The sequence below is a fragment of the Lentzea waywayandensis genome (genome assembly GCF_900115955.1).
Classification (GTDB): Bacteria; Actinomycetota; Actinomycetes; order Mycobacteriales; family Pseudonocardiaceae; genus Lentzea; species Lentzea waywayandensis.
On the sequence record NZ_FOYL01000014.1, the window covers coordinates 108,632 to 131,988 of the forward strand.

Annotated in this window: 29 protein-coding genes and 2 riboswitches; of the genes, 13 read left to right on the plus strand and 16 right to left on the minus strand. The window is 68.5% G+C overall.

Translation table 11 applies throughout. The features are described 5' to 3' along the window. Positions 1–4 precede the first annotated feature (4 nt). Both BM417_RS38325 and BM417_RS38330 read right to left on the minus strand, forming a co-directional pair. Positions 5–1,471, minus strand: coding sequence for a multicopper oxidase family protein (locus BM417_RS38325; RefSeq protein ID WP_093604680.1), 1,467 nt, complete (start codon positions 1,469–1,471; stop codon positions 5–7). Positions 1,472–1,610: 139 nt separating this feature from the next. Further along, complete coding sequence (locus BM417_RS38330) at positions 1,611–2,267, minus strand: SDR family oxidoreductase (RefSeq protein WP_093604682.1); 657 nt, start codon at positions 2,265–2,267, stop codon at positions 1,611–1,613. Positions 2,268–2,346: 79 nt separating this feature from the next. Between BM417_RS38330 and BM417_RS38335 the strand changes: the two genes are divergently transcribed. Together BM417_RS38335 and BM417_RS38340 are read left to right on the plus strand one after the other, a co-directional pair. After that, the gene (locus BM417_RS38335) at positions 2,347–2,775 is read left to right on the plus strand and encodes a winged helix-turn-helix transcriptional regulator (protein ID WP_093604684.1); all 429 of its coding nucleotides are present in this window, start codon (positions 2,347–2,349) and stop codon (positions 2,773–2,775) included. Next, positions 2,772–3,131 carry an Imm63 family immunity protein gene (locus BM417_RS38340; protein ID WP_177320841.1) on the plus strand — a complete coding sequence of 120 codons (360 nt, stop codon included), beginning with the start codon at positions 2,772–2,774 and terminating at the stop codon, positions 3,129–3,131. The genes BM417_RS38335 and BM417_RS38340 overlap by 4 nt, the downstream gene beginning before the upstream one ends. Here the strand turns inward: BM417_RS38340 and BM417_RS38345 are convergent. Further along, positions 3,124–4,452, minus strand: coding sequence for a tetratricopeptide repeat protein (locus tag BM417_RS38345; protein WP_245822547.1), 1,329 nt, complete (start codon positions 4,450–4,452; stop codon positions 3,124–3,126). The two genes, BM417_RS38340 and BM417_RS38345, sit on opposite strands and share 8 nt — an antisense overlap. Before the next feature lie 167 nt (positions 4,453–4,619). On the opposite strand from BM417_RS38345, the gene BM417_RS38350 reads away from it, so the two are divergent. From BM417_RS38350 to BM417_RS38360, 3 genes are read left to right on the plus strand one after another with little or no spacing between them, the layout of a single operon-like run. Further along, positions 4,620–5,090, plus strand: coding sequence for a glycine-rich domain-containing protein (locus BM417_RS38350; protein WP_093604688.1), 471 nt, complete (start codon positions 4,620–4,622; stop codon positions 5,088–5,090). Beyond that, positions 5,090–5,893 carry a phosphotransferase gene (locus tag BM417_RS38355; protein ID WP_093604690.1) on the plus strand — a complete coding sequence of 268 codons (804 nt, stop codon included), beginning with the start codon at positions 5,090–5,092 and terminating at the stop codon, positions 5,891–5,893. The genes BM417_RS38350 and BM417_RS38355 overlap by 1 nt, the downstream gene beginning before the upstream one ends. Before the next feature lie 5 nt (positions 5,894–5,898). Further along, on the plus strand, positions 5,899–6,144 hold the full coding sequence (locus BM417_RS38360; RefSeq protein ID WP_093604692.1) for a hypothetical protein: 246 nt from the start codon (positions 5,899–5,901) through the stop codon (positions 6,142–6,144). Here BM417_RS38360 and BM417_RS38365 read toward each other — a convergent pair. Beyond that, on the minus strand, positions 6,119–6,577 hold the full coding sequence (locus tag BM417_RS38365; RefSeq protein ID WP_093604694.1) for a DUF1801 domain-containing protein: 459 nt from the start codon (positions 6,575–6,577) through the stop codon (positions 6,119–6,121). The genes BM417_RS38360 and BM417_RS38365 overlap by 26 nt on opposite strands. 19 nt (positions 6,578–6,596) lie before the next feature. Here BM417_RS38365 and BM417_RS38370 point away from each other — a divergent pair, with 19 nt between their 5' ends. Further along, a complete protein-coding gene (locus BM417_RS38370) occupies positions 6,597–7,469 on the plus strand; it encodes a 3-methyladenine DNA glycosylase (RefSeq protein ID WP_093604696.1) in 873 nt (290 codons plus the stop codon). 63 nt (positions 7,470–7,532) lie between these two features. Continuing rightward, positions 7,533–9,239, plus strand: coding sequence for a substrate-binding domain-containing protein (locus tag BM417_RS38375; RefSeq protein WP_093604698.1), 1,707 nt, complete (start codon positions 7,533–7,535; stop codon positions 9,237–9,239). A gap of 21 nt (positions 9,240–9,260) precedes the next feature. Here BM417_RS38375 and BM417_RS38380 read toward each other — a convergent pair whose 3' ends face one another. Together BM417_RS38380 and BM417_RS38385 are read right to left on the minus strand one after the other, a co-directional pair. After that, positions 9,261–10,076: an aldo/keto reductase gene (locus BM417_RS38380; protein ID WP_093604700.1), complete on the minus strand. Its 816-nt coding sequence runs from the start codon at positions 10,074–10,076 to the stop codon at positions 9,261–9,263. Continuing rightward, positions 10,064–11,035, minus strand: coding sequence for a helix-turn-helix transcriptional regulator (locus BM417_RS38385; protein WP_093604702.1), 972 nt, complete (start codon positions 11,033–11,035; stop codon positions 10,064–10,066). The genes BM417_RS38380 and BM417_RS38385 overlap by 13 nt, the downstream gene beginning before the upstream one ends. A 49-nt stretch (positions 11,036–11,084) precedes the next feature. Here BM417_RS38385 and BM417_RS38390 point away from each other — a divergent pair, with 49 nt between their 5' ends. From BM417_RS38390 to BM417_RS47250, 4 genes are read left to right on the plus strand one after another with little or no spacing between them, the layout of a single operon-like run. Further along, positions 11,085–11,462: a DUF3224 domain-containing protein gene (locus BM417_RS38390; RefSeq protein ID WP_093604704.1), complete on the plus strand. Its 378-nt coding sequence runs from the start codon at positions 11,085–11,087 to the stop codon at positions 11,460–11,462. Positions 11,463–11,464: 2 nt separating this feature from the next. Further along, a complete protein-coding gene (locus BM417_RS38395; protein ID WP_093604706.1) occupies positions 11,465–12,124 on the plus strand; it encodes a maleylpyruvate isomerase family mycothiol-dependent enzyme in 660 nt (219 codons plus the stop codon). A gap of 11 nt (positions 12,125–12,135) precedes the next feature. Then, the gene (locus tag BM417_RS38400) at positions 12,136–12,741 is read left to right on the plus strand and encodes a class I SAM-dependent methyltransferase (RefSeq protein WP_093604708.1); all 606 of its coding nucleotides are present in this window, start codon (positions 12,136–12,138) and stop codon (positions 12,739–12,741) included. Between the two features lie 12 nt (positions 12,742–12,753). Continuing rightward, positions 12,754–12,936, plus strand: a complete 183-nt coding sequence (locus BM417_RS47250; protein ID WP_143138985.1) for a hypothetical protein — start codon at positions 12,754–12,756, stop codon at positions 12,934–12,936. 46 nt (positions 12,937–12,982) lie between these two features. On the opposite strand, the gene gcvP is transcribed toward BM417_RS47250, so the two are convergent. The 9 genes from gcvP to BM417_RS38445 form a co-directional block, all read right to left on the minus strand. After that, positions 12,983–15,874 (minus strand): aminomethyl-transferring glycine dehydrogenase, encoded by a 2,892-nt coding sequence (gene gcvP, locus BM417_RS38405; protein WP_093604710.1) that lies wholly within the window; start codon positions 15,872–15,874, stop codon positions 12,983–12,985. 49 nt (positions 15,875–15,923) lie between these two features. Next, positions 15,924–16,030: riboswitch (glycine riboswitch) on the minus strand. Between the two features lie 3 nt (positions 16,031–16,033). Next, positions 16,034–16,129: riboswitch (glycine riboswitch) on the minus strand. Between the two features lie 56 nt (positions 16,130–16,185). Continuing rightward, entirely contained in the window at positions 16,186–17,157 is a 972-nt protein-coding gene (locus BM417_RS38410; RefSeq protein ID WP_093604712.1) for a Clp protease N-terminal domain-containing protein, read from the minus strand. 87 nt (positions 17,158–17,244) lie between these two features. Further along, positions 17,245–17,811, minus strand: coding sequence for a MerR family transcriptional regulator (locus BM417_RS38415; RefSeq protein ID WP_030476305.1), 567 nt, complete (start codon positions 17,809–17,811; stop codon positions 17,245–17,247). Positions 17,812–18,116: 305 nt separating this feature from the next. Next, positions 18,117–18,590 (minus strand): bifunctional nuclease family protein, encoded by a 474-nt coding sequence (locus tag BM417_RS38420; protein ID WP_030468959.1) that lies wholly within the window; start codon positions 18,588–18,590, stop codon positions 18,117–18,119. Positions 18,591–18,714: 124 nt separating this feature from the next. After that, positions 18,715–19,257, minus strand: a complete 543-nt coding sequence (locus tag BM417_RS38425) for a MerR family transcriptional regulator (RefSeq protein WP_093604714.1) — start codon at positions 19,255–19,257, stop codon at positions 18,715–18,717. Between the two features lie 48 nt (positions 19,258–19,305). Beyond that, the gene (gene garA, locus BM417_RS38430; RefSeq protein WP_093604716.1) at positions 19,306–19,755 is read right to left on the minus strand and encodes a glycogen accumulation regulator GarA; all 450 of its coding nucleotides are present in this window, start codon (positions 19,753–19,755) and stop codon (positions 19,306–19,308) included. Between the two features lie 113 nt (positions 19,756–19,868). Continuing rightward, positions 19,869–20,252, minus strand: coding sequence for a glycine cleavage system protein GcvH (gene gcvH, locus BM417_RS38435; protein WP_093604718.1), 384 nt, complete (start codon positions 20,250–20,252; stop codon positions 19,869–19,871). 42 nt (positions 20,253–20,294) lie between these two features. Continuing rightward, positions 20,295–20,876 carry a CDP-alcohol phosphatidyltransferase family protein gene (locus tag BM417_RS38440; protein WP_093604720.1) on the minus strand — a complete coding sequence of 194 codons (582 nt, stop codon included), beginning with the start codon at positions 20,874–20,876 and terminating at the stop codon, positions 20,295–20,297. Positions 20,877–20,995: 119 nt separating this feature from the next. Then, positions 20,996–21,211, minus strand: coding sequence for a hypothetical protein (locus BM417_RS38445; protein WP_245822549.1), 216 nt, complete (start codon positions 21,209–21,211; stop codon positions 20,996–20,998). Positions 21,212–21,464: 253 nt separating this feature from the next. Between BM417_RS38445 and BM417_RS38450 the strand changes: the two genes are divergently transcribed. Together BM417_RS38450 and BM417_RS38455 are read left to right on the plus strand one after the other, a co-directional pair. Further along, positions 21,465–22,133, plus strand: coding sequence for an ANTAR domain-containing protein (locus BM417_RS38450; protein ID WP_143138986.1), 669 nt, complete (start codon positions 21,465–21,467; stop codon positions 22,131–22,133). A gap of 152 nt (positions 22,134–22,285) precedes the next feature. After that, positions 22,286–22,645, plus strand: coding sequence for an STAS domain-containing protein (locus BM417_RS38455; protein ID WP_245822551.1), 360 nt, complete (start codon positions 22,286–22,288; stop codon positions 22,643–22,645). On the opposite strand, the gene BM417_RS38460 is transcribed toward BM417_RS38455, so the two are convergent. Next, positions 22,642–23,247, minus strand: a complete 606-nt coding sequence (locus tag BM417_RS38460) for an ATP-binding protein (RefSeq protein ID WP_177320842.1) — start codon at positions 23,245–23,247, stop codon at positions 22,642–22,644. The two genes, BM417_RS38455 and BM417_RS38460, sit on opposite strands and share 4 nt — an antisense overlap. Between the last annotated feature and the right edge of the window lie 110 nt (positions 23,248–23,357).

Below are 23,357 nucleotides of genomic sequence, written 5' to 3' on the forward strand. Positions count from 1 at the left end.
GCGACTAGGGGACGATCTCGAGCTGCGCCATCATGCCGATCCACGAGTGTTCGAGGAAGTGGCAGTGGTAGACGTAGCGGCCGGTGTAGCCGGTGAACGTCGCCTGCACCTTCACGGTCTCCCCCGCCGTGATCGGGATGGTGTCCTTGAGGCCCGCGTCGCTCGGGTGGGGCGGGCCGCCGTTGCGCTCCAGCACGCGGAACTGCACCAGGTGCAGGTGGAAGTTGTGCTTGACGCCGGCCGGGTCGGAGCTCTTGATCAGCCAGGTCTCGGTGGCGCCGCGTTTGATGGTGAAGTCGACGCGGTCCATGTCGAAGACCTTGCCGTTGATCACGCCGTCCGGCCGCTCGTTGGGCTTGAAGACGTAGAACAGGTCGACCTCGCGGTCCACTGTGGACAGCGGCAGCGCGGGCAGCGGGCGCAGGGCGGCCGGGACGCGGCTCGAGTCGGAGGCGCGGCGGACCACGTCGAAGCGGAGGATCTCGCCGCCCGCGGAGTCGGTCAGCGTCACCTTCGAGCCCACCGGGTACTTCGAGAAGTCGACGACGACGTCGGCGCGTTCGGCTGAGGACAGAAGCAGTTCCTCCGCCTCCACGGACTCGGAGTACAGGCCGCCGTCGGAGCCGATGCGGGTGAACTTGTCGCCGGTCAGCCTGAGGCGGAAGACCCGCTGGTTCGCCGTGTTGATCAGGCGGAAGCGGTACTTGCGGGCGGCGACCTCGAAGTAGGGCTGGGGCACGCCGTTGGCCAGGACCGTGGTGCGCTTGCTCGGGTCGTCGAAGACCACGATGTTGCCGCTGTCGTCGAACTGGATGTCGCGCAGCATGATCGGGACGTCGTAGGCGCCGGACGGGAGGTTCAGGCCCCGTTCGGAGTCGTCCTCGATCACGTAGGCGCCGTGCAGTCCCAAGTAGACGTGCGCGGCCTCGGTGCCGTGGCTGTGGTCGTGGTACCAGAGGGTCGTGCCCTGCTGGGAGTTCGGGTAGAGGTACAGACGCGTGCGGCCGGGCTCGATGAGGTCCTTCGGGTGGCCGTCGTGCTCGGGTGGCACGTGGCCGCCGTGCAGGTGGACGTTCGCGGCCTCGTCCATCTTGTTCTGGAACATGATCAGGGTCTTGCGGCCCGTCTTGGCCTTGATCGTCGGGCCGATGAACTGACCGCCGAAGCCCATGACCGGCGACTGGAGGCCGGGCAGGATCTCGGCGGTCGTGCGTTCGATCGAGAGCTGGTAGATCTCCTGCCTCGAGGTGGAGACCAGCGGCTTGAGCACCGGCGGGACGGGCATCGGACGTGTCCACGGGACTATTTCCGGTCTGGTGCCCGAAAACGTCTTCGACTCCTGGAACGCCACCGGCTCGTGCGCGGCGTGCGTCGTGCTCTCGTGTCCCTCGGCCGGCGCGAGCAGCTTCGGCACCCCGAACACGCCCGCCGCGATTCCACCCGCGGCGAGCACACCTCGTCTGTTGAGCATCACTGTTCCCCTAAGCGCCCCAGGCGGATGCGATCATGAGAACGCTCCCGCAGCGGTTGGATGCGGCGGAAACCTACGCCGGGCGATCGGGGGTAACACCTAGTTCCGAGTTGGGCTCACGTATGCAGAGCCCACTGTCTCAAGAGGCCAGTGAGGCCTTCACCGCACGCGTGCGGTCGTCGGCGAGCACTTCCTCATCACCATTCTGAATCGCTTGCAGCACTTGGGAAACGACCTCCTCCGGGCTGACCTTCGGTCCGGTCTGGGCTGCCGCCATGTCGGTGTCGATGAAGCCGGCGTGCACCCCGATGACGTTGGTTCCCTGCTCCCGCAACGCTTCCCGCGTCGACCTGGTGAGCGACCAGCCCGCGGCCTTGGACGCCGCGTACCCGCGCCAGGCCGGACGGCCGACCCACGACAGGATGCTCAGCACGTTGACGAGCGCGCCGCCGCCATTGGCTTTCAGAATGGGTGCGAACGCGTCCGTCGTGCGGACGAGGCCGAAGAAGTTGACCTCGAATTCTGCCTTGATGCTGTCAACGTCCTCGCCCGCGACGAGCACTCCGGCGTTGTTGATGACGATCGAGACGTCCCCGAGCTCCTTCGCGGCGGCCGCGACGGACGCGTCGTCGGTCACGTCGAGCTGGACCGGGACGACGCCCTCGTCCACCACGGACGCCGGGTTCCGCGCCCCGCCGTAGACCTTCGCCCCGCGCTTCACGAACTCCTGCGCGAACGCCCGGCCGAGCCCGCGGTTGGCTCCGGTCACCAGCACCGCTGCACCGTTGAAGTCCATCGCTACCTCCTAAGTTGGCTTTCCCAACTCACACTAGCGAGGTAAGTTGGATTTGCCAACTCACTGATAGGATGGTCACATGGCACCTCGAAGCTGCTCCGTGGCGAACGCTCTGGAGGTCGTGGGCGAGCGCTGGTCACTGCTGGCGTTGCGCGAGGTCTTCTTCGGCAACACCCGGTTCGACCAGATCGCGGCGAACACCGGCGCGTCCCGCGACGTGCTGACCGTGCGGCTGAAGAAGCTGGTCGCGGCGGGCGTACTGGAGAAGCACCAGTACTCGGACCACCCGCCACGGCACGAGTACCACCTCACGGACGCGGGACGAGCGCTGCACAACGTGCTGCTGATGTTCAAGGAGTGGGGCGACACCTACGTGACGCAGGGGCCCCTCCCGCTCGTGTATCAACACTCATGCGGCGCTGTGCTGGAGCCACGCGTGGTGTGCGCTCACTGCGGCGAGGAAGCCACTCTCGAGTCGCTCAGCCGTGCGCCGGAGTCGGCAGCGTGACCGACCTCGCGGCACGGCTGGAGGCACTGCGCGTACAGGTCGGCGCCACCTGGATGGTCGGCTTCGAGAACTTCGACGGCGGCCACCCGTTCATCGAGGTGACAGAGGGGCCGGTGTACCGGCTCGTGGCCTACGAGCGCGGCCGCCGCCTGTTCGCGCAGGAGACCCGCAAGCTCGACGAGATCCTCTACTGGGCGCTGTACGAGGTCACGCGGAGCATGGCGTACGCGTCGGCGGTGCGGAACCCGGTGGAGGGTGAGGAGCAGCGGTTCACGGCGTTCCGGCGGCAGGAGGAACTGCTGGGCGGGCTCGACCCGCGTTGGGCGGAGCGCGCGCGGGCGTCGCGGCCTAGCTGAGGAAGTCCGCGATGCGTTCGTCGAGGTCGTCGTGGCGACCGTTCGCGCGTCGCCGCAAGCCCTTCACGCGTTCGACGATCCTGGACGACGACAACGGCCCGATCGCGGCGAGCGCCTCCGCGGTCACCTGGTCGGCCTTGTCGTAGTCGCGGAGTTCGAGATAGGCCGCCGCGATGTGGATCTGCGTCTTGGCCCGGGCTGTCACACGATGGTCGGGAAGCGTGCCCAGGGCACGCTCCAGGAGGGCGACACCTTGTTGCGGACGGCCGGTGTCCCGCAGGCACTGGCCGATGTCGGACATCAGGTCGGACTCGCCGTAGAAACTCAGCCAGTCGGGTTCGGTGCCGTCGCGGTCGAACGAGCGCTGGGCGTTGCCGAGAGCCTCCTGAGTGCCTTTGGCGTCGCCGAGGAGAGCGAGACCACGCGCCTCGATGGCGTGCAGGTAGGCGCCGAGCGCCGGCGTCGCGTCGCCGTTGGCGAGTTGAAGCGCCGACCGGGCCAGCGCGGTCGCGTGCTGTGCGTCGCCGGGGTTCTGGGCGACTTCGATGGTCACCCGGCTCATCTCGCCGAGAACGTTCGCGGCGTAGAGGGTGTCACCGGCTTGCCGCGCGAGGTTCAGCGCCTGGGTGTAGTACTGCTGCCCCAGCGCGTGGCGTCCGCTGTCCACACTGTTGAGCCCGGCCAGCCAGGTCGCCTCCGCCACCACAGAGCAGAGGTCACGACCAACGCTTTCCGTATAAGTCCCACGCAACGCCGCTTGTGCCTGGTGATGCAAGAACTGCACCACCAGCGGACGCGTGATTCCGCCGCCATGCCGCCGATGCATCTGTTCGAACTGCCTGACCATCATCGACATGGCTTCGACATCAGCGGAACCGACCCGAGCGCCCTCCGCGTTCGCGGGTGTCATCGTGAGCGCCAGCCATGCGGGCTGGGCGAACGCCGCCGCTGTGAAAGCAGACCCCATCAGGAAGTTCCGCCGGTTCAGATCGCGCCCTGATAGCTCAGCCACGATCGTGATCGTGCCATCGATGGTGGACGCGCACGCGAACCCGTCGAACGTGTCGTCCACCGGGCTGCGGTCAGCGAACCCGCAGTCACCGATGCGAATCCGGTAGCCGAGTCGTGTGGTCAGCACTTTCGCGACTATTCGCGGTACCGGCCAGCGCGGCTGGGCACCTTCCAGCATCCGTTTGACCGAGGTCGTCGTCGTGCCGAGGTGCACGCCTTCTTTGGCGCCTGTCGTGACGATCGCGCGAGCCAGCGCGCAGTTGCTCAAGCCGGCCTCGGCGAGCAACGCGCGCAGCGCCACGTTCTCCACGTCACCGACGGTAGCGCTTCGTTCGCTTCCAAAACAGCGCCGCGTTGAAGTGGGACTGAAGTGGGACCCCTGCGACCCAAGCTCTCCCACCAGGGCGGACTGTGCGACTGCCGCCGAACGACACAGCCCCGTTCACTGGTCACATCAGCTTCTCGGGAGGAGATCTCATGCACGTTCAGCAACGACAACGCGCTCGCACGCTCGTTTCGCCTGCTCTCTTCGACCGGCTCGTCACGAGGGTCAGGTCCGACCACGGCTTCAACCGGTTGCTCGCGGAACGGGTGGTGGACCAGGCGCTCGCGTTCCTCAAGGCGTGCGCGGACAACCGCGGGGTGCCGCTGTCACCCAGTTGGCTCGTGGACGTGGGATGGCACGCGTTCCTGCTGTACACGCGGGAGTACGCCGAGTTCTGCCACCAGATCGCCGGTCGCTTCGTCCACCACGTGCCGACCGATCAACGAAGCGATCAGCCGGAGGTGGGAGCGGCCGACACGATGGCGGCGATCATCGCGTCGGGCTACGACGTCGACCTCGAACTGTGGGAAGGTCCCGGCCGGTGTGACACCGACAAGTGCCACGGGTGCGCGAGCGGCTGCCACGACGATCCGCCGCCTGTCCCGCCCTACCGAGGAGCCTGATGCGCTGGAAGGACCTGCCCTCCGAGGTGCGGGACGCCGTCGGGCTCCGCATCGGAAGGGTCGCCGCGTCCGAGCCCGTCACCGGTGGCGTGAACTCCGACTTCACCGCGATGCTCGACTCCGCGCACGGTCGCTTCTTCTGCAAGGCCACCCGCGCCACCGGTCGCACGGCCTGGATGCTTCGCAACGAACTCGCGGTCCATCCGCACCTGCCTGACGTCGCGCCCGCGCTGCGCTGGCACGTCGACACGGGGAACTGGCTGGTGCTCGGCTTCGAGCACGTCGACGGACGACATCCCGGCTTCTCCCCCGGTTCGCCGGACATCGTCCCGATCGCCGCAGTCTTCGACGAACTGCACGCGAAGCTCACCCCGTGTCCCGCGAAAGTGGCGAGTTTCGCGGAGCACTGGCGGCAACTGTCCGCGTGGCAGCACATCGACCCGGACACCGTCGATCCGTGGACTCGGCAGCACATCGACCGGTTTCGGGAGATGGAGCGGAAGGCGCTGGAGCTCGCCGAGGGCGACACACTGCTGCACACCGACCCGCACCCGTTGAACTTTCTGATGAGCGATCGGCCTCGGGTCGTGGACTGGGCGTGGGCCCGCAAGGGGCAGCCTTGGGTCGACCTGGCCTTCCTGCACCTCAGGCTGATGCTCGCGGGTCACGAACCGCACGACGACGAGGTGCCGGACGAGTTCGTGGTGGCGGTGTACGGGGTGTGGCTGCACAACGCGCGGCGAGGCAAGCCGCGCAGGCTGGCGGACGTTGCGCGGCGGTGGGCACGGCACCGAGTAGGTTGATCGGCATGAGTGAGGACGACGAGGACGAGTTCGCCGAGGACGACGACTTCGAGGACGAAGAAGACCCGGACGACCTCTTCGCCGTCACGCCTGAGCCGCGCACGGTCTGTCACCTGTGCGGGGGTGCGAGCTACATCGCGGCGCCCACGCTGGCGATCATCGGCGGTGCGCCGCGGACCGTGGACAACGGGCGGGAGTGCCCGCACTGCGCCGGCGCGCGGACGTTCACCGGGCTCGTGCCGCCGCTTTAGCCCTGTTCTCGGCGTGCCAGTCGAGGAACTCGGGTACTGACAGGCGTGCTACCTCGTCGCCGATGATGTCGAGGGCCAGGTCTGCCGCTCGCTTGTAGCGGACGCAGGCCTTGCCCATGTCGAGCTTCTTGCCGGTCTCGGCCCACCTGGCGCGGAACGACTCCTCGAACTCCTCCATCACCGTGGTGAGGTAGACGGAGTAGTAGCGCTTCTGGGCGCTCAGGGCCACGTAGAGGAGCGGCTTCTTGTTGTAGGTCGGGCCGCTCACCTCCAGCGGCACCCCGTAGGTGATCAGTCCCCAGTCCATGGCCTCGACGTAGCCGTCGGGGAGGTGGGCGAGGATGACGTCGCGCACGGTCTCGACCTCGGCACGCTGCTCATCAGGCAGTTCGGCGAGGTACTGGGCGACCGTGGAGGCCTGGCTCTTCACCATGCGCGTACGGTAATCGCTCGTGGAGGTCCTGTCCCGAGCCCAATGGCACGAACTGCGCGATTCGCACATCGCACGCATCCGCCGGTTCACGGGGCCGCATCAGGAGCGGAAGCTTCGCAAAGAGAAGCACCCGGTGATGGACTTCCTCTTCACCTATTACAGCCATCGGCCCGTGCGGCTCGAACGGTGGCATCCGGGGCCCGGCGTCGTCCTGGAGGACGCGGCCGAGTACCTGGAGTTCCCGCACTACAAGGCCACCGAAGACGGCGTCACGCTCGACGTCGAGAGCTTCGTCGGGCAGCGGGCCAAGACGCTGGAGTTCGTGCGGGCGTTGCTCACGGCGACACTCAGCCGCCCTGCCCGGCTCGGCTGTTTCGGGCTGCACGAGTGGGCGATGGTCTACCGGCAGCAGCCCGAGGAGGTCCGGCACAACGCGTGGCCGTTGCGGCTGGGCAGTGACGGCACGGACCAGGTGGTCGAGGCGAGCCGGATCCAGTGCGGGCACTTCGACGCGTTCCGGTTCTTCACACCACCCGCTCGGCCGCGTAACGCTCTGCAGCCCACTCGCGACGAACAGTTGCTGAACGAGCAACCCGGGTGTCTGCACGCGAACATGGACTTGTTCAAGTGGGCCTACAAGCTGGAGCCCGCGACGCCCTCGGATCTGGTGGCCGACTGCTTCGAACTGGCCGCTGACGTGCGCGAACTCGACATGCAGGCCTCCCCGTACGACCTGGCGGGACTCGGGTACGGACCGGTGCGGATCGAGACGCCGGAGGGGCGTGCGGAGTACGCGCGCAGGCAGGCGGAGTTCGCTGAGCAGGCACGACCGTTGCGAGAACGGCTCATCTTCGTTTGCCAGTCGATACATGGAGTGACTTCACTTCGCTGACGAAGTTCACCTGTTAGCGTGATTGGCGGTCGTCGGGGGCCGCTGAGTAGTTGTGAGGGATCGATGTCTCGACACCGCACTCTGCGGGCGAAGGTGAAGCGCGGAATCGCCAAGTGGCCCGTGCTCATCGTCGTGCTCGTGGTGTTGCTTGGCCTCAGCTGGCTCGCCCTGTCGTGGGCCGGTGACGTGCTCGACAAGCGCTCGCAGGCCTTGGCCCAGAACTGCAGCGAGGGCGACTCCGTGCTGCGCGTCGCCGTGACGCCGAGCATCGCGGAGGCCGTCCGGGACGTCGCACGCGCGTACAGCGCGACACGGCCCGTTGTGTACGACCACTGCATCGCGATCGAAGTGACTTCCGCGGACTCCTCCGCGGTGCTGGAAGGCCTGACGACGACCTGGGACGAGTCGAAGCTCGGCAAGCGGCCCCACGCGTGGCTGCCCGACTCGACGCTCTGGGCGAACCGGCTGTCCGCGCTGAACGCGAAGCTCGTCGGCGCGGCACCGAAGTCCGTCGGCACGTCGCCGGTGCTGCTCGCGGCTCCCGAGGCCGCCGCGCCGGTGTTGAAGAACTTCCGCTGGTCGGACATGCCCGAGGTCACGGACTGGAGCAAGTACGGCCAGTCCTGGGGCCGGTTCAGCGTCGCGATGCCCGATCCGGCCACGAACACGGCCTCCGCGCTCGCGATCCAGTCGGCGCTCGCCGGTGGCGTGGGTCCCGTCACGCCGGAGTCGCTCGGGTCGGACGCCTCGAAGGCCGCGCTGACTAAGCTCGCGGCCACGGTGCCGCCGGAGGTTCCGCCGACGACGCGGGACGCGTTGCGGCGCCTGGGTGACAGCGCGACGGTCAACGCGGCGGGCTTCTCGGCCACGCCGGTGTCCGAAGTGGACCTGTTCAAGCACAACACGGGCAAGGAGGCCCCGTCGAAGCCTCTGGTCGGCGTGCTGCCGGCCGGACCGGCCCCGGTGGCGGACTTCCCGTACGTGGCGCTGGCCGGCACCGAGGTCGGCGAGGCGGAAGTCCGTGCGGCACAGGCGTTCCGCGACTTCGCGACCGAACCGAAGCAGCAGGCCATCCTGGCCGCCGGCGGGTTGCGGGTCGAGTCCACTCAGGACCGTCCGTCGCCTTCGCCGGGCGTGTCCTGGTCCCCTGTCACGGAGAATCTCGTCGCCGCCGACGCGACGACCACGCAGCAGATCTCCTCGGCCTGGGCGTCGGCGGACCGCGGCGGGCAGGTCGTCACGGTGCTGGCGGACGTGTCCACGTCGATGAAACCCCGGCTGGACAAGGTGAAGGCGGCACTGCGCGGCCAGGTCGACCGATCGGTGTCGGGCTCGTTCGGGCTGTGGGAGTTCGCCCGCGACCTCGACGGTTCGAAGCCGCACAAGCAGCTGGTCGCGACCGGACCCGTCGCGGACAAGCGCGACGCGTTGCGCAGATCGATCGACGCGCTCAAGACCGCGGAGGGTTCGCAGCTCTACAGCGCGCTCGCGGCCTGCTACGAGACGGCGCACGACGGGTTCGTGGCCGGACGGGTCAACCGGGTCGTGGTGATCACCGACGGCACCTCGGACGGCGGGATCGACCTGGCGGCGCTGAAGTCGCAGCTGCACGGGACGGATCTGCCGGTCAGCTTCATCGCGATCGGCGGCGACGTCGACAAGGCGGCGCTGACGGACATCGCGCAGACGACCGGCGGGTCGGTGTCGGTGGTGGAGAACGTGGACGGCGTGGAGGCGGCGCTCGGTCAGGTGCTGTCGACGAACGCCTGACCGAGTCGCGCGGCTCGTCGTCTAAGCGGCGTTGAAGCGGTCGGGGTCCGGGCCGGTGCGGGTGCCGTTGTCGAGCTCGGTGATCACCAGCATGTCGTCCTGGGCCAGCTCGAAGTCGAAGATGTCGATGTTCTCCTTGACCCGGTAGGGCGTGACGGACTTCGGGATCACGACGATGCCGAGCTGGACGTGCCAGCGCAGCACGATCTGGGCCGGCGTCTTGCCGTACTTCTCGGCGAGACCGGCGATGTCGGGCTCGCGCAGCAACGCGCCGCCCTGCGCCAGCGGCGACCACGCCTCGGTGACGATGCGGTGCGTCACGTGCACCTTGCGCATCTCTTCCTGTTGCAGCAACGGATGCAGCTCGATCTGGTTCACCGCCGGCGTGGTCGGGAACTCGTCGAACAGGCGCTGCAGGTGCGCGGTGTGAAAGTTCGACACGCCGATCGCGCGCACGCGGCCATCGGCGTAGAGCCGTTCCAACGCACGCCACGTGTCGGCGTACAGGTCGCGCTTGGGTGTCGGCCAGTGGATGAGGTAGAGGTCGAGCACGTCGCGGCGCAGGCGGCGCATGCTCTCGTCGAAGGCGCGCAGCGTGGAGTCGTGGCCCTGGTCGGCGTTCCACAGCTTGGTCGTGATGAACAGGTCGGGGACGCCGGCGATGGCGTCGCCGACACCGGACTCGTTTCCGTAGGCGGCAGCGGTGTCGATGCTGCGGTAGCCGGCCTCGATGGCGGTCGTGACCGCGCCGGCCACCTGCTGCTCCGGCACCTGGTAGACGCCGAAGCCGAGTTGCGGGATCCGTACTCCGTTGTTCAACGAGATCAGCGGAACCATGCGGGTAGCTTCGCATCGTTGTAGACGTCGTGCATCGCCTTGATTGTTTCGACGAGTTCGTGTCTCACCTCGTTTGGTGCCAGCACTTCCACGTCCGCGCCGAATTTGAGCAGGTCAGCCACAACGTGCCGGTGTGACTCCGTGGGGAAGCCGAACTCCTGTCCAGGTTCGGGCGCGGCGTCTCGAATGACTCGTGCCTGGTAGCCGCTGAGCAGGTACTGGGACTTGTCGAGGCCGGAGCGGGTCATGCGGACCGTGACGCGCTCGCCGTACATGCGGGCCTCGAACTGCTCGGACCACTCGGCCCAGTACTGCGCGAGGTCGAAGTCCTTGGGACGTTCGAAGGAGTCCGGTGTGGCCTGAAAGGACAGCACGCGCGAGACGCGGTAGGTGCGGCCGCTGCCGACGAAGTACCAGGTGCCCGCCTTCAGCACGAGACCGTACGGGTCGACCTCGCGTTCGACGGTCTGGTTGCCCCAACGCTGGTAGGTCATCCGCACGCGGCGTTGCTCCCACACGGCGTCGGCGATCGCGGCGAGGTGCTCGGTCGGTTCGTCGCCGCGGAACCACGTCGGGGTGTCGAGGTGGAACCGCTGACGGATCTGGTCGGCCCGGTCCCGCAGCTCGGACGGCAGCGCGGCGAGGAGCTTGAGCTGGGCGGCGGCCGCGAACTCCTTCAGCCCCAGCGCTTCGGCCGGTCCGGGGAGCCCGGCGAGGAACAGCGACTGCGCCTCGCCGGTCGTCAGGCCGGTCAGCCGGGTGCGGTAGCCGTCGATCAGCTGGTAGCCGCCGGCCGGGCCGCGGTCGGCGTAGATCGGGATGCCGGAGGCCGAGAGGGCCTCGACGTCGCGGTAGATCGTGCGCGGCGAGACCTCCAGTTCGGACGCCAGCTCGTCGGCCGTCATCCGGCCCCTGGACTGCAGGAGCAGGAGGACCTGGAGGAGCCTGCCGGATTTCATTCACCAAACCTGACACGATCTGTCAGGAATTGCCAGCAGAGTGGTCCTCATGAAGGCAACCGGAACCATCGAAGTGAAGAGCTGGGACGAGAAGACCTGGGACGGCCGGTCCTACAAGGAGGTCGAGGGACGCAAGCTGACCGAGGCGCACGTCCAGTTCGGCTACGCGGGCGACGTCAGCGGCGTCGGAAGCTGCCGGTACCTCATGTACTACGGCGACGACGTGGCGTGGACGACCGCGCTGGAGGAGATCGTGGCGGACGAGGGCACGCTGGTGCTGCGGCACGTCGGCGCGTACCGGTCCTCTGTGGAGGCCGTCATCGAGATCGTCGACGGCACCGGGAAGTACCTGAACGCGCGAGGTGCGGTGACGGTGGACTGGGCGGAGGATGGCAGCGGCACCTACACCCTGGAGTACGAGGTCTGACGATGACCAACGCCCCCATCTACGACGCGGCCAAGACCCGGATCACCTCGCTGGTCGACGGCGGTGACCCGCTGACACCCGTGGCGGCGACGCCCGGCTGGTCGGTCAAGGACGTGGTGGCGCACCTCGCCGGCGGTCTGCGCGACTTCGCGGACCGCCGGTTCGACGGCGTGGAATCGGGTGAGTGGGGCGAACGGCAGGTGCGCGACCGCCGCGACAACTCCCTGGAGGACGCCTTCGCCGAGTGGGACGCGAACCTCGCACTGGTCCAGCCGTTGTTCGACACGCCGATGGGGCCGGTCCTCGTGTCCGAGGTGATCGCGCACGAGCACGATCTCCGTGCGGCGCTGGGGGTTCCGGGCGATCGGGACGGTGTCGAGGTGCGGGCAGCGCTGGTGAAACCGTTGCAGCAGCTCGACCAGCGGATGCGGGACAACGACGTGCCGGCGTTGCGGATCACGCTGGAGCACGGCGACCGGGTGCTCGGGCACGGCGAGCCCGCCGGGACGTTGCGGACGACGTCGTTCGAGCTGCTGCGGGCCATCGGCGGGCGGCGGTCGGCCGACCAGATCAAGGCGTTGGACTGGGACGGCGATCCGGACGTGTGGATCTCCTCGCTGGCGTTGTTCGGACGGCACCGGCCGGAGCCGTTCGAGGAGTAGCTTCTGGCCGCGTGAGCGACTGGCTGGCGGACACGCGGGACTCCTACGACACGGTGGCGGTCAGCTACGCGGGCTACACGCGTGGGCTGCTCGACGGCCTGCCACACCTGCGGGCGGCGCTGCGGCTGTTCGCCGAGGAGGTGCGCGGGCCCGTGGCGGACGTCGGCTGCGGGCCTGGTGACGTCACGGCGCTGCTGCACGGGCTCGGGGTGGACGCGTTCGGGATCGACCTCTCCCCCGCGATGATCGCGCTCGCGCGGGAGAACCACCCCGGGCTGCGGTTCGAGGTGGGGTCGATGACCGAGCCGCTCGGCCAGGAGGTCGGCGGGATCCTCGCCTGGTGGTCGTTGATCCACGTGCCGGACGACCTCGTTCCCGTGGTGTTCGGGCACTTCCGGGAGGCGTTGCGGCCGGACGGGCTGCTGCAGCTGGGCTTTCACGTCGGCGACCGCACGAACCTCAAGACGCAGGGCTACGGCGGGCATCCGATGCGCGTGCACGTTCACCTGCGGCAACCCGAGCGGGTGGCGGAGTGGCTGCGAGAGGCCGGGTTCACCGTGGAGGCGCAGTGGTTGCTGGGCACCGACGGCGCGGTCCTGTTCGCACGGCGCGGGTGAGACCATTTGCGAGTGTCAGAAGAGCAGACGTGTCAGCGGTGTGGCGAGACGGTGGAGCTGGAACGGGAAGACTTCGAGCTGTTCGAGCGGATGCATCCCGACTGCTTCCACTTCGCGTTCGAGCACGACCTGAACAAGCCGGGAATCAGCACCGACGAGAACTGCGGCGACGACACCTGCCCCGTCGGAGCGTGAAAGAACGGGCGCACCCCCGAGTGCGCCCGTTCTTCCTCCAGCCAGATCAGCTGCCGTACGCCGAGAGCGGCGGGCAGGAGCAGACCAGGTTGCGGTCGCCCTTCGCGCCGTCGATGCGGCGGACGGGCGGCCAGATCTTCGGAGCACCGGTACCGGCCGGGTAGACGGCCTCCTCGCGGGTGTACGGGTGGTTCCACTCGCCGACGGTCACGCAGGCCGCGGTGTGCGGGGCGTTGCGCAGCGGGTTGTCCTCGACGGGCCAGTCACCGGCGCCGACGCGGTCGATCTCGTGCTTGATGGCGATCATGGCGTCGATGAACCTGTCGATCTCGGCCAGGTCCTCGGACTCGGTCGGCTCGACCATCAGCGTGCCGGCGACCGGGAACGACATGGTCGGGGCATGCAGGCCGTAGTCGGCGAGGCGCTTGGCCACGTCGTCCACCGTCACGCCGGTGGCCTTGGTGATCGGGCGCAGGTCGAGGATGCACTCGTGGGCCACGAAGCCGCCCTCGCCGGTGTAGAGGACCGGGTAGTGCTCGTCGAGGCGGCGGGCCACGTAGTTCGCGGCGGCCACGGCGGTCAGGGTCGCGCGGCGCAGGCCGTCGCCGCCCATCATGCGCACGTACGCCCACGAGATCGGCAGGATCGACGCGGAACCCCACGGGGCGCCCGAGATCGGGCCGACGCCCGTGGCCGGGCCCGCGGTCGGCTGGAGCGGGTGGTTCGGCAGGAACGGGGCGAGGTGGGACTTCACGCCGATCGGGCCGACACCGGGGCCACCGCCGCCGTGCGGGATGCAGAACGTCTTGTGCAGGTTCAGGTGCGAGACGTCCGAGCCGAACTTGCCGTAGCGGGCCAGGCCGATCAACGCGTTGAGGTTCGCGCCGTCGACGTACACCTGGCCGCCGGCGTCGTGGACCAGGCCGCAGACCTCGCGGACGGTGTCCTCGTACACGCCGTGGGTCGACGGGTAGGTGATCATGATCGCGGCGAGGTCGTCGGCGTGCTCGGCGACCGTCGAACGCAGGTGGCCCATGTCGATGTTGCCCTTGTCGTCGCACTTCACGACGACGACGCGCATGCCGGCCATGACGGCGGACGCGGCGTTGGTGCCGTGCGCGGACGACGGGATCAGGCAGACGTCGCGGTCGGCGTTGCCGTTGGCGCGGTGGTAGGCGCGGATCGCCAGCAGACCGGCGAACTCACCCTGCGAACCGGCGTTGGGCTGCAACGACACCGCGTCGTAGCCGGTGACCTCGGCGAGCCACGCCTCCAGGTCGGACACGATCTTCAGCAGACCGGCGGCGTCCTCGACGGGCGCGAACGGGTGCAGCGTCGAGAACTCCGGCCACGTGATGGACTCCATCTCCGCGGTGGCGTTCAGCTTCATCGTGCACGAACCGAGCGGGATCATGCTGCGGTCGAGCGCGACGTCCTTGTCGGACAACGCGCGCAGGTAGCGCAGCAGCGCGGTCTCGGAGCGGTGCGCGTGGAAGACCGGGTGGGTCAGGTAGTCCGAGGTGCGGCGCAGGTCGGCCGGGATGCCGTCGGCGGTGTCGGCGTCGATCGCGTCCACATCGGACCCGGTGACACCGAAGGCTTCCCACACGGCGACGATGTGCGCGCGCGTGGTCTTCTCGTCGCAAGCGATTGCCACGACGTCGGCGTCGACCTGACGCAGGTTGATGCCGGCCTCACGGGCCTTCTCGACGACGGCGGCGGCCTGGCCCTCGACGCGGACCTGGACGGTGTCGAAGAACTCGCCGTGCACGACGTCGAGACCGGCCTCGCACAGGCCCGTGGCGAGCACGGTGGCCAGGCGGTGCACGCGGGTCGCGATCGACCGCAGGCCCTCGGGGCCGTGGTAGACGGCGTACATGGACGCGATCACGGCCAGCAGCACCTGCGCGGTGCAGATGTTCGACGTGGCCTTCTCACGGCGGATGTGCTGCTCACGCGTCTGCAACGCGAGGCGGTAGGCCAGCGAGCCGTCGGAGTCGACGGAGACACCGACGAGACGGCCGGGCAGCTGACGCTCCAGACCGGACCGGACGGCCATGTAGCCGGCGTGCGGGCCACCGAAGCCGATCGGCACGCCGAAGCGCTGCGTGGTGCCGACGACGACGTCCGCGCCGATCTCGCCCGGCGCGCGCAGCAGCGTCAGCGACAGCAGGTCGGCGACGACGACGGCCTGCGCGCCGGCGGCGTGGATCTCCTCGATCAACGCGGCCTGGTCGCGCACGACACCGGAGGCGCCGGGGTAGGACAGCAGCACGCCGTAGAAGTCGCCGCCCAGGCCGAGGCCCTCGATGCCCTGCGACAGGTCGGCGACGACGATCTCGATGCCCAGCGGCTCGGCGCGCGTCTCGATGACGGCCAGCGTCTGCGGCAGCGTGTCGGAGTCGATGACGAACTTGTTCGACTTGGACTTGCCGGCGCGGCGCACCAGAGTCATCGCCTCGGCGGCGGCGGTCGACTCGTCCAGCATGGACGCGTTCGCCACCGGCAGGCCGGTCAGGTCGCCGACCATGGTCTGGAAGTTCAGCAGCGCCTCGAGACGGCCCTGCGAGATCTCCGGCTGGTACGGCGTGTAGGCGGTGTACCAGGCGGGCGACTCCAGCACGTTGCGCAGGATCACGCCCGGCGTCACGGTGTCGTAGTAGCCGAGGCCGATCATCTGCGTCATCGGGCGGTTGCGCGACGCGAGCTCACGCAGCTCCGCGAGCGCCTCGGTCTCGGTGGCCGGGGCGGGCAGATCCAGCACGAGGTCGCGTTCGTGGATCGACGAAGGCACCGCGTGCTGCGCCAGCTCCTCGAGCGACCCGACGCCGATGACGTCGAGGATGCGCGCGAGTTCGGCGGGGCGCGGACCGACGTGGCGGTCGGCGAACGGGGTGCCGTGCTCGAGAGCGGCGAGCGGAATGCGGTCCTGCGTCATCAAACGCCTCCGGGGGGCTGCGGGCACACGTGTCCTGGTGCCCTCCCCGCTCTGTCCGTACCCCGAAGGGCGCCTGAGAGGTTCACCCACCGGTCAGGATGGGCTTTCACCGTCGGCGGGATCCCCAGAAAACACCTGGTGATCCACTTTCCAGAGGCGTCTCGCTCGGCGGTCCTGGATGCCTGAGAGGTTCCCGGGGAGGGACTTGCTCCTTCGGCGCCGGGCTCGGGGCCCGGTCTCTCCCGCCTGAGTTCAGCGACTACCCGAGAAGAATACCCGCAGGCAGCCCCGCTAGTCGTCAGGGAGGCGACCTACATCTCAGTGCCAAGACCGGACAGCGCCCCGGACAACGGGTCCGCGGGGTCGTCGCGCAACGCCACGAGCAGGTGCTGGGTGCCCACGACGGCGTCTCCGCGCCGGGCCGCGACGAGCTTCGCCCGTTCCATCGCACGCTCCACCTTGCCGCCGCCGACGGGCAACGCGGCCAGCTCGATCCCCGCCTCGCGCAACGCCGCCGCGCCACCGGACTCGAACTCCGGCTTCAGCCTCCGGCCCGCCACCGTCAGCTGGTGGTCGACCGTCAGCACCGCGGCCACCAGATCCCGGGACGAGACGTCTCGTCTCGCGGCGGCCGCCAGCCGTCCGGCCTCGTTGCGCACGACGGTCAGCACCGGCCCGCCCAGCCCCTGACCGCGCGCGACCCAGCGCACCAGCCAGCGCACGTACCCGCCGCCGGACTCCCCTTCCAACGCTCCCGCCTTGCGCAGCAACCGCACGGCGGGCGCTTCCTCGACCTCCGCGTGGGGCCGCGCGGCATCGGCTCGCACAGCGGCGGCCGTCACCTCGACGTCCACTCCGCGCAGCACGAACAGGTCAGCGGCACGTCCGGAACCCTGCTCCAGCAACGCGAGGGAGAGGTGGGTCGTGGTCAGCACGCCGTCGCCGGCCTGCGCGGCCGCCGCGAGCAGACACTCCTCCAGCGCGCGGCTGACGGACGGCGAAGTCTCGATGAGCAGGCGGTCGCAGGCGACGTTCATCAACGCCGTGACGTCCGGATGAGCCTCGGGAACGACGCCACCGTCGTCGTCGGCCCAGTGCTCGGACCCCCGCGCCATCGCCTGGGCCCGCAGCGACTTCACGCCGAGCTTGCGGCCGGGCCCGATGGTGTCGATCAGCGAGATCAGCAGGTTCTCGGTGCCGAGGAAGCCGAACTCCAGCCGCAACGCGCGCTGCGCCGCCGCTTCCAGCACCTTCACGACCTGATAGGAGGGGGTGATCGTCATACCGGAGACGCTAGGGATCGGTGAGGTCTGATCGCTGCTGCCGACCGGCCACGTGGAACCGCCGGTCGGCCACGATCATCGGGCCGGTCAGCCGGTGGCGCGCTCGCGACGCCGGCGGGTCAGCTCGTCCTCGGTCATCGGAGCGATCTCGACGCCGTCCGCACGTTCGGCCGGGAACTCGTGGATAGTGCCGGAGATCTCGCGCATCGCACCGCTGACCGCGATGCCGAACACGCCCTGACCACCCTGCAGCAGATCGACGACCTCTTCCGGCGAGGTGCACTCGTAGACGGTGGTGCCGTCGGAGAACAGCGTGATGCGCGCCAGGTCCTGCACGCCGCGGCGGCGCAGGTGGTCGACCGCGACCCTGATGTTCTGCAAGGAGACACCGGTGTCCAGCAGCCGCTTCACGACCTTGAGCACCAGGATGTCCTTGAAGGAGTACAGCCTCTGGCTCCCGGAGCCGTGCGCCATCCTTATCGTCGGCGCGACCAGCCCGGTCCTTGCCCAGTAGTCGAGCTGCCGGTACGTGATCCCCGCGATCTGACATGCCGCGGGTCCTCGGTAACCGACGAGCTCGTCCGGCAGCGAGGAGTCCGGGAACAGTTCACCCTGCAGCCCGGATTCGGCCCTCAAGGGCGCTTCCTCGACCACGCCTGCCTCCCCTCGGAACGGCCACGAAACTCATGACCGTCAAGCCGCTACGTCAGCTCGCGCGAACCAGCGACGTCCACTCGAGTTCGACGGTAGGACCGGTCCGAGGGCAGGTCAACGCGACGCGCGGGGAGTTGCGACCCTCAACCTCAAGTGGAGAGTCATACCGTCACCCGAACCGGGACGTTCAGGTGACGTTTAGTGATCGTTTAGCGAATAAAACGACCGTAAGTAGTCCGATCGAGGGACATCCAAACGAACTGACTCACGGTCCATACGAGACGGAGTGCGACACCCCCGAAAACTCAGGTGTCGGCACCTCGGAAGTCTTCCGGGGAGACGGAGTCGAGGAACTCGCGGAACTTCTCCACCTCGTCCTCCTGCTCGTCCGGGATGATGAGGCCCGCCTCTGCCAGCACGGACTCCTCCGCGTGGATCGGCACGCCGACCCGCAACGCCAGCGCCACCGAGTCGGACGGCCGCGCGGACACCCGCACGTCGCCGTCGAACACGAGCTCGGCGAAGAAGGTGCCCTCCTGGAGGTCGGTGATCCGCACCTGTTCGAGGTTGCGTCCCAGTGCCCCGATGACGTCCTTGAGGAGGTCATGCGTGAGCGGACGGGCAGGGCGGACACCCTGTTGTTCGAGTGCGATCGCCGTGGCCTCGACGGAGCCGATCCAGATCGGCAGGTACCGCTCACCCTCGGTTTCACGGAGCAGGAGGATCGGCTGGTTCTGGGGCAGCTCCACCCGGACGCCCACGACGCGCATCTCACTCATCGGGTCTCGCCTCCCTCTGACTCGTTGGGGAGTACCCGGTTCGTCTCCGAGCATCCCCCGGCGTATGCGTTCGACGCTACCCGCCAAGCGGGCCGTGTGCTCAATTGTTGCGGGTAGAAAGTGATCAAGATGATTGCCGCAGACCCGCTCTCACCAACAACGTGTGCAACGAGGTGAACAGGTCAGCCAATTCCCGAACCGTCTCGGGATCTGAGAAAGACTTCAGCACGACGACCTCGTGATCGGCTGCCGCACGGACCGCGCGCAGGTGCTCGCGCTCGACGCCGAGCCCGGTCATCGTCCGGATCGTGCGGAGCGCGGTGATGTCCTCGGTGGTGAACCGGCCGCCTGGGCCGGCGCGCAGCAGACCGTCGCGCTCCAGCTGGGACAGCTGTTCGGCGCTGAAACCGGTCTGGGACAGCAGATCGATCCGCGACAGCGACGTGGCGTCCTCGGGGACGGAGTCGAGCTGCTCGCGGATCACTTTGAGCGGCAGGTACCTGTCTCGTTGTGCGGACAGCACGAACCGCAACCTCTCGACGTCCGCCACGCTGAACTGGCGGTAGCCGGAGGCGGTGCGTGCCGGGCGGACCAGCCCCTCCGCTTCCAGGAAGCGGATCTTGGAGATGGTGACGTCGGGGAACTCGGGACGAAGCTGTGCGAGCACAGCCCCGATGCTCGAGCCCCCGCGTTGTGGCCGCCCGGCCGTCACGCGTCAGGCTCCCGCGGAGCCAGGACCCGTCAGGAAGACGAGACGGAACTTGCCGATCTGAACCTCGTCGCCGTTCGCGAGGACGGCCTGGTCGACCGGCTCACGGTTGACGTAGGTGCCGTTGAGGCTGCCCACGTCGATCACGACGAACTCACCGCTCTCCCGGCGGAACTCGGCGTGGCGGCGCGAGACCGTCACGTCGTCCAGGAAGATGTCGCTGTCGGGGTGGCGCCCCGCACTCGTCGTGTCACGGTCCAGCAAGAACCGGGAACCGGCGTTCGGGCCGCGCTTCACCACGAGCAGCGCGGAACCGGCGGGAAGGGCGTCAACACCGGCAACAGCCGGCTCCGGGGCGGGGGTGCCTTCCATCTCCTGGAGGAAGTCCGCCCGGAAGACGGAGGTCCGCTCCGGGGACTGCTCCGGCGGAACGCCTGGGCCGTCGTTCGTGCTCACCTGAGCTCTCCTCCTGCTGCTGGATCCGTCACTTCCGGTAAAACCTATCGCGTTGGGGTCACCGCCTTCAGCGCGGCTCCCCTTCCGGCCGAAGATCCGGCGAAAGATCGACGTCACTCCTTCTCCACCAACGCCTTGTACGCCTCCGCGTCCAGCAGGCCTTCCAGCGCCTCGGGGTCGTTCAGCCTGATCTCGACCATCCAGCCCTCGCCGTACGGATCGGTGTTGACGGAGTCCGGCGTCTGGACCAACGCGTCGTTGATGGCGACGACCTCACCGTCGAGCGGCGAGTAGAGGTCGGACACGCTCTTGGTGGACTCGACCTCGCCGAACGTGTCGCCGGCCGCCACGGTGTGACCGACCTCGGGCAGCTGGACGAAGACGACGTCACCGAGCTGTTCCTGGGCGTAGTCGGTGATGCCGACGCGCACTGTGTTCTCGCCGGTTGCGGCGACCCACTCGTGCTCCTCGGTGTAACGAAGCTCCTCGGGAATCAACTGACTGCGCTCCTCGTGCTGAACCTGTATGGGGTGATCTTTTCACGCGACCGTGCGAGGTGTACCCCGCAGGGCCAGGAAGAACTGGTAGACGTACAGCAGCGCCGACCACAGGTAGAGCGCCCCGCCCCACACCGTGAACGCGTAGGCGACGGGCTGGGCGGCCTGCGCCCACGCCGAGTCGCCCTGCGCGAGCAGCAGCAGGGGGAAGGCGTACAGCAGGTTGAAGGTCGCGGCCTTGCCCAGGTACGTCACCTCGAACGGGCCCCAGCCCCGTTGCCGCAGGATCAGCAGGCAGATGCCGACGACGACCTCTCGCCCCACGAGCACGAGGGCGATCCACAGCGGAACGATGTCCCTGATCACGAACGCCAGCAGCGTGCAGAACACGTAGAGGCGGTCGGCGGCGGGATCGAGCAGCGCGCCGAGGTTGCTCATCTGGTTGAGCCAGCGGGCGAGCTTGCCGTCCAGCCAGTCGGAGAAGCCCGCGAAGACGAGGATGAGCAGCGCCCAGCCGTCCTCGCGGGGTCCCAGCAACAGGTACAGGAAGAGCGGAACACCGGCCAGCCGCAACACGCTGAGCAGGTTCGGAATCGTCAGCAGGCGATCAGCCGGATCACGCACACCCGCACTCTAAACGAGTGACTGCGCAAGGGCTGCCGGATGGCGTCACGGCACGCGGTGCGACTGGTTGCGGGTGGTGCCCTGTGTTCGATCCCTAGTTCGTTTCCTACAGGTAAATCTCAGGCTGTCCGGGTGAACGTCCATCCTCGGCGCTGCATCTCGGCACCGGTGATGGCGTGCGGGCGGCCCCGGTCGTCGCGGCCCACCCAGCGAGCGCGGAAACCCTCGAGCACGTAGGCGTGACCCCGGCTCCACACCACGCTGCACGGCGTGGTCGGCAGAGCGGAATCGCAGTCCGCGTCCTGCATCGGCTGGGTTTCCATGGCGGTTCTCATTTCAGTCCCTCCGTGACATCAGGGATGTCGCGCACCGGGGCTCCGGCGTTATCCCTGGAAACGAATTCTGTCGGACTGTGGTTCAGAACACGTGTCCTGTTTGGGTCCTAAGCGTTAACTGGATCGAACCGCGCGCCGAGCTGTTCGGGCCCGAAGCGGAACGGAAGACGGGGTCTTTGCCTGCGCAACCGTTCGTCGTACGACGATGACCGCACGGCTCGTCCAGTTCATCGGCCGGGCCTAATCTCAGCGCGTGAACCAGGTGAAATTCGGTGCGGAACTCATTTCGCGGGTGATGGATCATCTGTGCTCGCAGCTCGACGGCTGCGAAGGCGTGGGCCTGAGCGTGTGGCCGGACGGCAAGTTGCTGAAGGCCCTCGGGGTCGCCGTGGAGCTGGACGCCGAGCAACTGACCAGCGGCGCGGGACCGCTCGTCGAGGCCTCGCGCGACGAGCGGCAGGTGTCCGGCAAGGTCGGCGGCATGGACGTGGTCGCGGTGCCGGGCAGCTGGGGGGACAGCGGGCCGGTGGTGCTCACCGTGTACCTCTCGCACTCGCCCCAGGTCGCGGATCTGAAGGCCATCGAGGAGATCGAACCGCTCATCGCGACCGCAGCGGCGGTGGTCGAGTTCTGCGCGGGCGAGGTGATGCGCGCCGACCAGATGGTGCGGATGGTCCAGCACCGCCGCTACATCGAACAGGCGAAGGGCCTGGTGATGGGAGCGCGGCCGAGCGCGCCCGGCGAGGCGTTCGAACTGCTGGTGCGGGCGAGCCAGCACGCCAACGTGAAGCTGCGGGACGTGGCCACCGCATTGGTGCTGGTCGTGGGCGGGACGCTGGAGGACAGCGCGGAGGAGGTCGTCGAGCCGCCGGCCGCCGCGTTCGACGTGGCGCGAAGACTTTGGGAGGCGCTGCGCGTTTGAACCGACCATTGTCCGGGTACGGATAGCTCGATCTGTCCTGTCGAGCGGTCACTCCCGTACGGTGGTGTCCGCAGCGGTTGAGCCAGCAGCCGCACAGGAGCCGCTGCGTTGGCGGCTCCCCTTGTTCCTGTATCGCGAGAGGGAGTACATCGGTGACTGTGCAGGACCCGCGTGCGGAGCAGACCATCGCGCTGTCGGTGAGGCAGCCGGCACCCGGTGCCACGGTCCTCGCCGTGTCCGGCGAGGTCGACATGGTGTCCGCGCCCACGCTGCGCGACGCCCTGGTCAACGGCATCGGCGACGGCGGCACCTTCGTGGTGGACATGACGGGCGTGACGTTCCTCGGCTCCGCCGGTCTGGCGGTGCTCGTGGAGGCCGCTCGGCTGGCCCAGCGAGAGAACGCCGCCCTCAAGGTGGTGGCGACCGCGCGGGCGGTGACGCGCCCGTTGGAGGCCACTGGACTGGGCGAGGTCTTCAGCCTGCACGACTCCGTCGACTCGGCCCTCGGCTAACGCGTCCTCACGGTGAGGCGGTTCCCCGCGGCTGTGAGCGCCTCGGCGACGTCGCGGAGAGCCTGTTCCACTCCGCTCTTCTCGACGCCGAGCCCGCCGAGGTCGACGGTCAGCGGCACGGTGCCGCCGCGCGCGGCGGTGATCAACGTGCGACGCAACGACGGGCCCGCCTCGGCCGGCACGTTTCCGCGCACCACCGCTACTACGCCGGAGGAGGTCTCGTGGACCTGGATGTCGCATTCAGGCGTGGCCCGGGCCACGGGCAGTGCGGGCGAACGGGCTCGACGCAGGCGCACGGTGGTGCCGCTCGCTCTGCGGTCTATCTCGACCTCGTCCACGCTTTCCCGCATGAGCAGAAGTCCCCGTCCCCGCGTGGTCAGCGCGGGAGGCGGTACGCGCCACTGGCCGTGGTCGGCCACGTCGACGCGCGCCGCGCCGTCCGCGTCGACGCGGGCACGCACCTCGATGGTGCCGCCCGCCGGGCCGGGGTAGGCGTGTTCCACGGAGTTGCTGACCGCTTCACTGACCGCGAGAACGAGGTCGCCGGTCTCGTCCTCGCCGAAGCCGGTTCCTTGCAGCCACTGGCGAAGCTGGTGCCGCACTGGCGCCACCTCGTGCGCGTCTGCCGGGAATCTGAGGGCAAGGAAGTCCTCGTGCACAAGCACAGCGCCCCTCCCGTTGATTGCTTCTGCCAGGTGACTTCCCAGGCCAC